Source organism: Paenibacillus macerans (assembly GCF_900454495.1).
In the GTDB taxonomy this organism is placed as follows: domain Bacteria; phylum Bacillota; class Bacilli; order Paenibacillales; family Paenibacillaceae; genus Fontibacillus; species Fontibacillus macerans.
In genome coordinates this window covers 827,587-839,601 of sequence record NZ_UGSI01000001.1, presented here as the reverse complement: position 1 = coordinate 839,601, position 12,015 = coordinate 827,587, and the positions used below count along the sequence as shown (strand labels likewise).

The following is a 12,015-nucleotide window of genomic DNA, read 5'->3' as shown; positions in this document are numbered from 1 at the left end:
GCCTGAGGAGCGGAGCGCACGTTTTGGGTACGCGAGCACCTGAGATGTTTCCGTAGGAAACATGCTTCGGAAGAATATGCTTAGCCCGGCTGAATTCAAGATTCGACGTCGAGAACCACTTCCTGACCTGCTTCGTGATCAAAAGATGACTTTTTGAACAACCTCTTAAATCGAACGATTATATTCTAAAATACGAGTATGTTTCCGCCAGCAGGCGGGCTCATCCATGAAAACGCTCGATAATCAGCGGCTGCAGCTGCTTGCCTTCCAGCGCCGCATAGCAGGTTTCCGGCACCAGTTCCATCCTGGCCACCAGCGAATTCGGTTTCCCCGTCGGATTGTCCTGACCAAACGGAACGAAATATACGTTTTTGGCTACGATCAGCTTGGCGATATTCGCCAGATTGAAGCCTAAGCCGTCATTGGTCGACACGGCAATCACGAGCGGGCGCCCGTTCCGCAGCTGGGCTTTGGCGGCCATAAGCACCGGACTGTCCGTGACGGCATTCGCCAGCTTGCTTGTCGTGTTGCCTGTGCAAGGAGCAATGACAAGCACATCGAGCAATTTGCTGGGTCCCAGCGGCTCCGCTTCGACAATTGAAGAAATAATATCATTCCCCGTAATATCTTTCAACTGTTTCCGCCAATCCTCCGATTTTCCGAAACGGGTATCCGTCGTCAGCACCGACTGGGAAATGATCGGGATGACCTTAGCACCTCCATCGACAAAACGCTCAATCTGAGGCATCACCTCAGCGAACGTACAATGCGAGCCCGTAATGGCGTATCCTACCGTTTTGCCCTGCCAATTCACTCTTCATCCCCCCGTATTTGAAACTCATCCAAAATCGACTGACAGATCGTATTGGCCATGATGATTCCAGCCGTTTTGGGAGCGACGATACCGGGGAGGCCGGGGGCAAGGATCGCCTTGATGCCGCGCTTCTCGGCAAAACGGAAATCCGTCCCGCCGGGAGCGGACGCAAGGTCGATAATAACCGCCCTGCGCGGCAGTTTTGAGATGATTTGCGCTGTGATTATCATAGTCGGTATCGTATTAAAAATCAAGTCAACATCGCCGACATTAGCGGCCAAATCCCTTGTGGCAAAAGGCTTCCAGCCCATTTGCACCGCCCTGGCCATATCGTCTTCCCGGCGCACTCCCACCTTCACGGTCGCTCCCAAACCCTGCAGTGTTTTTGCCAGCGTAAATCCCGTACGGCCAATCCCAAGCACGATGCAGGTCGATCCGTGAATCGTAATGTCCGTATTCTGGATCGCCATCATCACGGCCCCTTCCGCCGTCGGTATCGAGTTGTAGATCGCTACGTCGTCGCGCTCCAGCAGTTCAATAATCCGGAACCCGCCCCTGTCTCCCATTTGCCTCAAAAAGCTTTTGGCGATTCCCGTATATACCAACGTATCTTTTCGTACAGCTTCAAACCCTTCCGGCTTGATGACAAGCTCTTCCGCAGAGAACGGGGCCGGTACGACACCGTGATCATCGCAACCGATTACCGGAAGAATGATGATATCAGCCCCGGCCAGCAAGCCGGGGGTCAGCGCTTCATTCGAGACTCCGGGAAGCGGCATATCCAACCGGTCGAAGCCGACGATGCGCACCGTGGCATCCAGCTCCAAACATTTGTCGATGACCTCCACCTGGCGGGCGTCTCCACCAAGGAATACAATCGTGATTCCCGTCAGCATTCTTAGACGGCACTCCTTCCAAGCAACACAGTATAGACCATCTTATGCCGCAGCCTAAAAAGTGGTGAAAGAGGGAGCTGCCGCCGGAAACTGACCAGCGGAAAAAAAATCATTGCTTAAATGCAGCGGCCGTCTGTAAAACTAATCCATTGCCGTGAAGGAGAGTCTCAGAGGAAGACAACCCGTTATTCGGCTTTGACAATTGCCTGTTTGCTCGTATCGCTACTCTTTGGCACGCTTTTAATTTCAGGCTACGAACCAACATCACCCAAGGAACGCTTCTACTTTATTGCCGCCGAAAGCCTCGCGGGTATGCACGACGCTCATACAGCCGTCCGACTAAACTTGTACCCCGGCGCCGCTTCGATTGACCCTTCTTTATTCTGGACCCAAGAAGGTCCCGTGGTTTTATATTCAACTTCAGAGCTGAAGCGCGGGGATCTTTTGCTGGAACTTGGAGGTCGGACACCCGACCAGTTTCTGGAAGAGTTAACCAAGATTATCCCCGCCGAAAATGATCAGTGGATTAAAATGAAAGGAGCCTCTAAGCTTACAAGCGGAGCTGTCTTGGATTACTATCATCTTCTGAAAAACGGAAAAGTTCATGTGAGGGTTAAGCGGGATAATCAGTTTATACCTAATAGGAAATAAATTCTTTCAACGTGAAAGACCGCCCGATCAAATATGTCGGGCGGTCTTGGTCTTCCAGCGGGATGGTGCTTGTATTGAAGGCCTCCGGAGCATCAAAGCAGAGTCTGTCGATAAACCGGCAATGCTCAAAAACCAGACTGTTTGAGGACTCCAGCGCCTAAAAAATAAGGTCTAAAAAGGGTGTTATTCCGGCGATATCGGTCCATTCGAGAGAAATAGGGTAAATTTAGCCGCTATTTTCTCGAATCGCAAGGAAATGCCCGCGTTATGGACCGTTTATAGGAATATAAGTACATAAAATGCCGCTAATGGAGATGCAATGCCAGGGCTTCGGATAATAAGCACATAAAGGGCCGTTATTTTGACGGCTTACGAAAGGCGCCGGTTGTTCCGGTAGCCGATTGCCGCATTATTTCGTTCCGGTATGGCCAAAACCGCCGGCTCCACGTTCGGTTTCGGAAAGCTCGTCCACTTCGGTAAGAGCCACTTCCGGCACGGTTTGAAAGACCATTTGCGCGATGCGCTCATTGCGTTTAATCGCAAAGGGCTCCTGGCCAAGGTTGATGAGCAGCACCTTGATCTCGCCGCGATAATCGGCATCGATCGTGCCCGGCGTGTTGAGACAAGTGATGCCATGCTTCAGAGCCAGGCCGCTGCGCGGGCGGATCTGGGCCTCCAGACCGCCCGGCATCGCAATCGCGATCCCGGTCGGGACAAGCGCCCTCGCCCCAGGCTGCAAGACCAGGTCCTTCGTTACCGCGGCGTACAGATCAAAGCCGGAAGCCAGTTCCGACATCTTACGCGGCAGTTCAATATCTTCATTTCCGGCAAAACGTTTGATTTGTACTTCAAATGACAAGTTCATCTCTCCTTAATCCCGTAATGGCGCGATCGGACCCGCCGACCATCGCCAGTGCGAACGGCCGGCTGAACATGCGCCCCAGCACGTCGTTCACATCGTCCATCGTCACCGCCTCGATGCGGGCGATCATTTCATCCAGCGTATAATGCCGGCCGAGCATCAGCTCGTTTTTACCCAGCCGGTTCATGCGGCTGCCCGTGCTTTCCAAGCTTAAAATCAGGCTGCCCTTGAGTTGCTCCTTGCCTTTGCCGAGTTCGCTTTCGTTAATCCCGTTGACGGACACATCGTGCAGAATCTCCTTCGTCAGCTCCAGAACCTCTTTCGTTTGCCGCGGCGCCGTACCGGCATACACGGTAAACAACCCGCTATCGGCATGTGAGCTGTGATAGGAGTAGACGGAATAGGCCAAGCCGCGTTTTTCGCGGATCTCCTGAAACAGCCGCGAGCTCATGCCGCCGCCAAGCGCGTTGTTCAGCAGGGTCATGGCATACTGCTTCTCGTCGCCGATCGGCAGCCCCGGGAAGGACAAGCAGATGTGATTTTGTTCCGTTTTTTTGCGGTAAAATTTGAGGTCTCCGAGAAAATCGGGCGCGGCCAGCGAACCCCGGTCTCCCCGAATCGCGAAATCGCCGAAATATTTTTCCAGCAGCTCGACCACTTGGTCATCGATATTGCCGGCTACGCTGATCACCGTATTTTCGATCGTATAATGCTCGCGCATATACGCGCGCAAATGGTCCGATTCCATAGCCCGGAGCTTTTCCTCCGTTCCCAGTATCGGGAGAGCCAGCGGATGGTCTCCGTAAGCGGCCTGCGACACCAGATCGTGCACCATGTCGTCCGGCGTATCTTCGTACATGGAAATTTCTTCGACGATGACGTTTTTCTCTTTTCGCAGCTCCTCGGCGTCAAACAGCGAACGGAAAAACATATCCGCCAAAACATCCACCGCGATCGGCAAGTGCTCGTCGAGCACCTTCGCATAATAACATGTGTATTCCTTGGACGTAAACGCGTTTACGTTGCCTCCGATGGCGTCGAATTGCTCGGCGATATCCCTGGCGCTGAAGCGATCCGTCCCCTTAAACAGCATATGTTCGATAAAATGCGAAATCCCGCCGACTTCGGGTTGTTCATTGCGCGAGCCTGTCTTGACCCAAATGCCAAACGAGACCGAGCGGCAGGTCGGAATCTGTTCCATAACCACCCGGAGGCCGTTTTTTAATTGCGTTCTCTTCACGAAAGGCCCTCCTAAAATTTCAATAAACGCAGTTCCTATCCTACCAAAAAAAGGCGCTCCGCTCAACTCTCCGGAACTTCCACCCGATTCGGCGACAGCGTCTCCTCCACCGTGCCGAGAACCAGGCCTTTGCCGCGGATAACCCGGATCACGTCCTTCAGCGCGTCCCGGGTTGGCGCCGTCGGATGCATGAGAATCAATGAGCCCGGACCTACCTGGTTGGCGATCTTGCTTACAATACTTGAGGCCGGAGGCTTCCTCCAATCCACCGTGTCCACTGTCCACAGCACCGTTTTAAGGCCCTGCTCCGCGGCCAGCTTGACGGTTTGACTGTTATAATCTCCCGAAGGCGGGGCGAACCAGCGGTTGTTTACGCCCAGCTTCTCTTTCAGCAACCCTTTCGTTTTGGAGATTTCCAAGCGGGCCCGGGACGCCTCGAGCTGGCTCATGTTGGGATGGGAATAGGCGTGATTTTCCAACAGATGCCCCCGTTTTTGAATTTCCGCGGCGAGCTCCGTATTTTTCTTGAGCCAGCTTCCGTCCAGAAAAAAAGTCGCTTTCACCTTCGCTTCGTCAAGCGTGTCCAGCATCGGGAGGAGGTACTCTTCTCCCCAAGCCACATTGATCATCAGCGCCGCCATCGGTTTGTTCGGATTCCCCCGATAAATGGGCTGCGCCCCCAAATCATCAAGGCTCACCTGCGGCTTAATTTCCCGGTATATGTATTCGATCTCCGCTCCGGCCGGCAGCAGCTTCGCCTTCTGATAAGTGCGCTCGATGTCCACTTCCCGTCCATTATATCCCGGAATCGCCTTCCAGACGCGATCGACGGTGGCGTTGACCGGCTCGATCCGCCTTTTGGCGGCTTCCTCGCGTATTTTTAGCAGCAGATCGTCTTGTTTGTTCCCGTCTTGACCCAACTCATTGCTTTCATAAAAGTCGCTAAACAGACGGAAGGCAAAACTTCCGTCTTGCCCGCCGCCGTTCTCGACAAATGTGCGAATTCCCGCCAATTGCCCGAGAATCACGACAAATGCGATACAGACCGCAATGATCACAAATTTGTTCCGCCCCATGCCAGGTTCATCCCTTCAACCGGTTTTTGTCCCCATCATATGTAGACAAGACCCGGATTATGCACCTTTTAACGGCCCATCGGGGCATGCGCATTAAAAAAGAGCCAGAATTGATTCATTCTGTCTCTTTTCCCGCACATCTTAAGTTCACATGCAGCCGTTCATCGTTTATGAAGGAGCTTTTTCCGTTTGGGCAGTCAAAACCGCTTTGCGGGAAAGATTGATCCGTCCTTGGCTGTCGATTTCGGTCACCTTGACGGTTACCGTATCGCCGATGGCGACGACGTCTTCCACTTTGCCTACACGCTCCGTCGAAAGCTGGGAGATATGCACCAGCCCGTCTTTGCCCGGCAAAATTTCCACAAAAGCGCCGAATTTTTCGATCCGTTTTACAGTGCCGACATATATTTCGCCGACAACCACTTCCTTCACGATGCCTTCGATAATCGAACGGGCTTTGTTGTTCATCTCTTCGTTGGCCGAAGCGATAAAGACGCGGCCGTCCTGTTCGATATCGATTTTCACGCCGGTTTCCTCGATGATCTTGTTGATGATCTTGCCGCCGGCCCCGATAACATCGCGGATTTTGTCCGGATTGATGTTCATGATGAGGATCTTAGGCGCATACGGAGACAAGTGCTCCTTCGGCTTTTGGATGCGCTCCATCATCTTGGCCAAAATAAACATCCGGCCTTCTCTCGCCTGCTTCAAAGCGTCCGTCAAAATCTGCCGGTCGATGCCGTCGATCTTGATGTCCATTTGAATGGCGGTTACGCCCTCCGCGGTTCCGGCCACTTTAAAGTCCATATCTCCGAGATGATCCTCCATCCCTTGAATGTCCGTCAAAATGGAGACATGCTCTCCGTCTTTGATCAGGCCCATCGCCACCCCGGCTACCGGCGCTTTGATCGGCACGCCCGCGTCCATCATCGCCAAAGTGCTGGCGCAAATGCTGGCTTGCGACGTCGAACCGTTCGATTCCAATACTTCCGACACGAGGCGGATCGTGTAAGGGAATTCCGATTCCGGCGGAATGACCTTGGAAAGCGCCCGTTCGCCAAGCGCGCCGTGACCGATTTCGCGGCGGCCCGGTGCCCGCAGCGGACGGGCTTCGCCTACGCTGAACGGAGGGAAGTTGTAATGATGCATGAACCGTTTCGACTCTTCCAGGTCGATGCCGTCGAGAATTTGCACATCGCCCAGCGCGCCGAGCGTACAAACGCTTAGAGCTTGCGTCTGGCCGCGCGTAAACAAACCGGAACCGTGGGTACGCGGCAACAGGCTGATATCGCATTCGATCGGCCGGATTTCGCTGAGCTTACGGCCGTCCGGACGAATTTTCTCATGCGTGATCAAGCGGCGGACTTCTTCTTTAACGATATCGTGCAGCACTTCCTTGACGTCGGCAATGAGCTCCGGAGACTCTATGTATTTCTCTTCGAAATAAGCAACCGTCTCCTCGTTGATGGCGTCAATCGCATCCTGCCGCGCATGCTTCTCGGCGATCTTTACGGCTTCCACGAGCCGATCCTTGGCATAGGCGCGAACTTCCTGGTTCACGTTTTCGTCGACCGCGTGCAGCTTCACCTGCATTTTCTCTTTGCCGGCAACTTGGACAAGCTCTTCGATTACGGCAACGATTTTTTTGATTTCCTCATGGCCGAACATGATGGCTTCCAGCATAACTTCTTCCGGAACTTCGTTCGCTTCCGCCTCAACCATCATAATCGCGTCTTTCGTCCCTGCCACCACGACGTAAATATCGCTGGCTTCCTGCTGGGCTATATTCGGGTTGATCACAAATTCGCCGTTCACCCGTCCCACCGCCACGCCGCCGATCGGCCCGTTAAACGGAACATCCGAAATGCTCAGCGCGGCCGACGTTCCGATCATCGCGGCGATTTCAGGCTCGCAGTCCTGATCCACGCTCATGACCAGATTGACGATTTGCACATCATTGCGGAACCCTTCCGGGAACAGCGGACGAATCGGACGGTCCGTCAACCGGCTGGCCAAAATGGCCTTTTCGCTGGGACGGCCCTCGCGTTTAATGAAGCCGCCGGGAATTTTACCGACCGCATACAGCTTTTCTTCATAATTGACCGTAAGCGGAAAAAAGTCCAGGTCCTTCGGTTCCGAGGAGGCCGTTACCGTGCACAGCACAGCCGTATCCCCATAACGCACCATGACCGCTGCGTTGGCTTGCTTGGCCAATCGGCCCGTTTCGAGGATAAGAGGTCTTCCCCCCAGATCCATTTTCACATGATTCTCCATGTAATCCCTCCTTATCACATTAAAAGTTCGGTACAAAGTTCATTATTTCCTGCTTTATCTTAAATCATTAAGGAGCAATGAACTTGTCCCTTCACAACAAAAGCTCCTGACGGAGCCTTTCGTTTACGCTATTCAAAACACCGCCGAAATACCCGTTCATTTGTAAAAAGCAACCCGGCGGCACATCGTTCGCTTGAAAGCGTCCGACGGCAACCAGGCTGCTTTTTCGTAAAGATGTCAAATTAACGACGCAATCCGAGTTTTTCGATCAATGCGGAGTAACGCTTCACGTCTTTGTTCTTCAAGTAAGCCAGCAGCTTACGGCGTTGACCGACCATTTTCAAAAGACCGCGACGGGAATGATGGTCTTTCTTGTGCGTGCGCAAATGTTCCGTCAAGTTCGTAATGTTCTCCGTAAGGATAGCAATTTGCACCTCTGGGGATCCGGTATCGGACTCATGAGTTTTGTGCTCTTCGATCAATTGTTGCTTACGTTCTTGAGTCAATGCCATCCTGTTCACCTCCTTTTCCTCAATCGCCGTTAGCCTCGTCGCCGGCGGTGAAACCGCACAACCAAGCCAAGGTTATAGTTGACGCCCGGAAAGAAAACCCATGGGCATAACAACGTAGATCAGTATACCATACAACCCGGATAAAAGTAAATGCCGCTTTCCCGTTTACGCTTTTTCCGCTTTCAGCAAGCTTTTGGCGGTTTCGGCATCCTTGGTTATTTGCGCGATCAGCTCATCGATCGAGCCGAATTTGCGTTCCTCGCGGAGGAAATGAACCACTTCGACGGACAGGCTTTCATCATATATTTCTCCGGAAAAGTCAAACAGATGAACCTCGAACGAGGGGACGGTCGCATCGTTGTGAAAGGTCGGCTTGACCCCAACGTTCATCACGCCTTCGTAGGAGTGGCCGCCGTGATGCGCACGCACGGCGTAAACGCCGCTCGCAGGGATCACATAATGCTCGGTGAGCTTCAGGTTGGCTGTGGGAAAGCCGAGCAATCTCCCCCGCTTTTCCCCGTGCATGACCGCGCCCTTCAGCGAATAGCTTCGTCCGAGCCAGCGGTTGGCCAAGCGGATGTCGCCTTCCTGGAGCGCTTTACGGATGCCCGAACTGCTCACCTTCTCGCCGTCGATCAGGAACGGCGGAACCGTGCTTACGTCCAGGACGTTATCGCTCAGCTCGCGCAGCATTCCGGCGTGCCCTTCTCCCCGGTAGCCGTAGCGGAAGTCAAACCCGACCACAGCGGTGTGCACCTGCAGGGGAACCAAAATGCCGGTGACGAAATTTTGCGGGCTCACCCGCGAGAACGAGTCGTTAAACTCGACAATATATACAAAATCCACGCCCATGCTGCGAAGGAGGCGTTCCTTCTCCCGGGGCGGAGTCAAATATCCGTCGTAATCGCCTTTTTTCATGACTTCCTTCGGGTGAGGGTGAAAAGTCATGACGGATGCGGGCAGACCAAGCTCGGCCGCCAGCTTGACGGCCGTCTCAATCACGCTGGCGTGCCCTAGATGGAGGCCGTCAAACTGGCCGATGGCCAGCACCTGCGGCCTCGCGCACGTTGCAATAAATTGTTCGGTTAAAGGGTATGATAAGCTTATCGTTTCCATCTAAAGTCTCACCTGCAATTCCCTCGGATTGGCACAATCGTTCATATGATTCAGTCGGGAAGGAACACCTTGACCGCCTTCACGGCAGGCATTTCTTCATCCGCCTGGAATATCCCCAAAAACCGCTGCTGCGGATCATAAAGCCGGATCAGTTCCCCCCGGTTTGCCCGCGGATGTACCGCGGCGGCGGGCAGGCGCTGACCTTGCAGGGCCGCCTTAACTTTGTCCCCGGCGATCGTATGTGCCGGCAGATGCCGGACTCCCTGGTCGACCGGCAGCAAATAGGAAGCCAGGTCCCCTTGCGCAGCATGCCTGGCGATTTCTTCCAGCGTTAAACAGCTCTCTTCCGCGATCCCGGCCGACACCGTCCGCTTCAGCTGCCCCATCGCCGCCGGCACGCCAAGCGCCCGGCCGATATCGACGCAAAGCGTGCGGATGTAAGTTCCTTTCGAGCAGAGCGCCCGGAACTTGATCTTCGGATGCGGTCCCTCCGGTTGAAAGGACAGCAGCTCCAGCCCATAAATCGTCACCTCGCGGGCTTTGCGTTCGACCGTTTTTCCTTCTCTCGCCAGCTCGTAGAGGCGCTTTCCATCGTGCTTCAAGGCGGAATACATCGGCGGAACCTGGGAAATCGTGCCGACGAATCGCTGAAGCACCTGCCTTACGGCCTCTTCCGTCACCGAAACTTGATCCAGCCGCTCCACGACCGTACCCGACATGTCTTCGGTGTCCGTGGCCACCCCCAAAATCAGCGTGGCCTCATATTCCTTGGGCAGCTCCTGCAAATATTCGACCATCCGGGTAGCCCGTCCCAAGCAAAGCGGAAGCACTCCGGTGACAGCCGGATCGAGCGTGCCCGTATGGCCGATCCGCTTCATTTTGAGGATGCCGCGGCATTTGGCCACAACGTCGTGGGAGGTAAAACCGGCGGGTTTCAAAACCGGCAGGATGCCTTCATACGTGGTCATAGCTGCAGCCTCACCTGCTCCACCACGCGGGGCACGATCGCCTCCAGCGTTCCTTCAACGCGCGCTCCCGCGGCCCGGACGTGCCCGCCCCCGCCAAAGCTTTGCGCCACCTTGGCCACGTCCACTTTGCCGGCGGAACGCATGCTCACTTTTACGGCTTGCTCATCGATCACCTTAAACAGGAGGCCGACCTCCACCCCTTGAATATTGCGGGGATAGTTGACGATGCCTTCCATATCCTCATGAACCGCCCCGGCGAATTTCAAGTCTTCGTCCGTCACGACCACCCAGCTGATTTTACCGTCTTCGGTCAGCTGCAGCCCGTTTAAGGCTCTCGTCAGCAGGCGCAGCTGCGGCAAAGTCATTTGCTCCAGCAACAGTTCGGACAAGCCCGGTCCTTCAACACCGTACTCCAGCAGCTTGGAGGCGGTTGCCATCACTTTGGGCGACGTGTTCGAATAGCGGAACCCGCCCGTGTCGGTCAGCAGTCCGGTGTATAGCGCCGTAGCGATCGCCTCGTTCAACTCCAGACCCATAAATTGGATAAGGTCGAATAAAATCTCCGCCGTGGCTGCGGCATAGGGGACAATCAAATTGACCGTGCCGTATCCGTCATTGGTCGGATGGTGATCGATGTTCAGCAGTTTGGCTCCTTCCGCAAACAGCTCTTTGGTCATCCCGACCCGTTTGAAATCGGCGCAATCGACGCAGATCACGTTGTCGAATTTCCGATTCAAGGGCTCTGCCGACAGGTCACGAATTTGATCCGCCTGCCATAAATAACCCATCCGCTTCGGAATCGGCCCTTCGTTGACCATTACGTATTTTTTACCCAGACATGACAGAAGCCAGCCCACCGCAAGGGTGGAACTGACTGCGTCTCCGTCCGGCTGAACATGCGCCACCACGAGGAAATCATCATGCTCCGTCAAAAAAGCCTGGCTCTGACGCAGCTCCCGTTCATATTGCATTGCCGGTCTCCTTTTAGAGGTAATCAAAAATTCAGAATTTGATCACGAAGCAAATCATGACATAAATTCGGCATCGAATCTTGAATTCAGCCGGGCTCTAGCATATGCTTTCGAAGCATGTTTCCTCCGGAAACATTTCAGGTGCTCACGTACCCCAAACGTACGCTCCGCTCCTGGCGTCCCTAGCTTCATCCAACTAAAGCGTTTTGAAAAAACGCACATCGGAAGCATAAGCTTCGGTGCTGAAAACCTGACTTTTTGATCCCTATTTTAATTCATTTGTCGTGCTCGTGCGTAATTTCGCCCAGAAGCTGCTCGATCCGGCTACCGTAAGCGATCGATTCGTCGATTTTAAAGATCAGCTCCGGCGTATGGCGCAGCCGGATCCGCTTGCCGAGCTCGGTGCGCAAAAATCCGTTTGCCTTCTCCAGCCCCTTCAGCGATTCGCTTTTCTTCTCATCATCCCCGAAAACGCTCAAGTAGACTTTGGCCTGCGACAAATCGCTCGTCACATCCACCCCGGTCACGGTGACAAAACCGATGCGCGGATCTTTCAGTTCCTTCTGGATAAGAACGCTGAGTTCTTTTTTAATCTGTTCGCCTACGCGGCCGGTCCGATTTTTGGCCATTTATGA

At 54.0% G+C, this 12,015-nt stretch carries 11 protein-coding genes; all 11 read right to left on the bottom strand.

What is annotated here, in order from left to right; genetic code table 11:
• Positions 1-220 precede the first annotated feature (220 nt).
• A complete protein-coding gene (locus tag DYE26_RS03890) occupies positions 221-814 on the bottom strand; it encodes a dipicolinate synthase subunit B (RefSeq protein WP_036622358.1) in 594 nt (197 codons plus the stop codon).
• A complete protein-coding gene (gene dpsA, locus DYE26_RS03885) occupies positions 811-1,710 on the bottom strand; it encodes a dipicolinate synthase subunit DpsA (RefSeq protein WP_036622356.1) in 900 nt (299 codons plus the stop codon). The genes DYE26_RS03890 and dpsA overlap by 4 nt, the downstream gene beginning before the upstream one ends.
• Positions 1,711-2,770: 1,060 nt before the next feature.
• Complete coding sequence (gene dut / locus DYE26_RS03875; protein WP_036622352.1) at positions 2,771-3,226, bottom strand: dUTP diphosphatase; 456 nt, start codon at positions 3,224-3,226, stop codon at positions 2,771-2,773.
• A complete protein-coding gene (locus DYE26_RS03870) occupies positions 3,210-4,463 on the bottom strand; it encodes a M16 family metallopeptidase (protein WP_036622350.1) in 1,254 nt (417 codons plus the stop codon). The genes dut and DYE26_RS03870 overlap by 17 nt, the downstream gene beginning before the upstream one ends.
• A 62-nt stretch (positions 4,464-4,525) precedes the next feature.
• Positions 4,526-5,539 carry a polysaccharide deacetylase family protein gene (locus tag DYE26_RS03865; protein ID WP_036622348.1) on the bottom strand — a complete coding sequence of 338 codons (1,014 nt, stop codon included), beginning with the start codon at positions 5,537-5,539 and terminating at the stop codon, positions 4,526-4,528.
• Between the two features lie 168 nt (positions 5,540-5,707).
• Entirely contained in the window at positions 5,708-7,813 is a 2,106-nt protein-coding gene (gene pnp, locus DYE26_RS03860) for a polyribonucleotide nucleotidyltransferase (protein WP_036622346.1), read from the bottom strand.
• A 242-nt stretch (positions 7,814-8,055) separates the two neighbouring features.
• Positions 8,056-8,325, bottom strand: a complete 270-nt coding sequence (gene rpsO / locus DYE26_RS03855; RefSeq protein ID WP_036622344.1) for a 30S ribosomal protein S15 — start codon at positions 8,323-8,325, stop codon at positions 8,056-8,058.
• 165 nt (positions 8,326-8,490) lie between these two features.
• On the bottom strand, positions 8,491-9,441 hold the full coding sequence (locus DYE26_RS03850; RefSeq protein ID WP_036622342.1) for a bifunctional riboflavin kinase/FAD synthetase: 951 nt from the start codon (positions 9,439-9,441) through the stop codon (positions 8,491-8,493).
• Positions 9,442-9,491: 50 nt separating this feature from the next.
• Complete coding sequence (truB, locus tag DYE26_RS03845; RefSeq protein ID WP_036622340.1) at positions 9,492-10,409, bottom strand: tRNA pseudouridine(55) synthase TruB; 918 nt, start codon at positions 10,407-10,409, stop codon at positions 9,492-9,494.
• Complete coding sequence (locus tag DYE26_RS03840) at positions 10,406-11,380, bottom strand: DHH family phosphoesterase (RefSeq protein ID WP_036622338.1); 975 nt, start codon at positions 11,378-11,380, stop codon at positions 10,406-10,408. Before DYE26_RS03840 ends, truB begins: the two co-directional genes overlap by 4 nt.
• Positions 11,381-11,655: 275 nt before the next feature.
• Positions 11,656-12,009: a 30S ribosome-binding factor RbfA gene (gene rbfA / locus DYE26_RS03835; protein WP_036622336.1), complete on the bottom strand. Its 354-nt coding sequence runs from the start codon at positions 12,007-12,009 to the stop codon at positions 11,656-11,658.
• Positions 12,010-12,015 lie beyond the last annotated feature (6 nt).

Excerpts from the sequence above, each read along its gene's own strand:
- dut (WP_036622352.1), bottom strand. The coding sequence starts at position 3,226 with ATGAACTTGTCATTTGAAGTACAAATCAAACGTTTTGCCGGAAATGAA.
- rbfA (WP_036622336.1), bottom strand. The coding sequence starts at position 12,009 with ATGGCCAAAAATCGGACCGGCCGCGTAGGCGAACAGATTAAAAAAGAA.
- dpsA (WP_036622356.1), bottom strand. The coding sequence starts at position 1,710 with ATGCTGACGGGAATCACGATTGTATTCCTTGGTGGAGACGCCCGCCAG.
- DYE26_RS03840 (WP_036622338.1), bottom strand. The coding sequence starts at position 11,380 with ATGCAATATGAACGGGAGCTGCGTCAGAGCCAGGCTTTTTTGACGGAG.
- pnp (WP_036622346.1), bottom strand. The coding sequence starts at position 7,813 with ATGGAGAATCATGTGAAAATGGATCTGGGGGGAAGACCTCTTATCCTC.
- rpsO (WP_036622344.1), bottom strand. The coding sequence starts at position 8,325 with ATGGCATTGACTCAAGAACGTAAGCAACAATTGATCGAAGAGCACAAA.
- DYE26_RS03865 (WP_036622348.1), bottom strand. The coding sequence starts at position 5,539 with ATGGGGCGGAACAAATTTGTGATCATTGCGGTCTGTATCGCATTTGTC.
- DYE26_RS03850 (WP_036622342.1), bottom strand. The coding sequence starts at position 9,441 with ATGGAAACGATAAGCTTATCATACCCTTTAACCGAACAATTTATTGCA.
- truB (WP_036622340.1), bottom strand. The coding sequence starts at position 10,409 with ATGACCACGTATGAAGGCATCCTGCCGGTTTTGAAACCCGCCGGTTTT.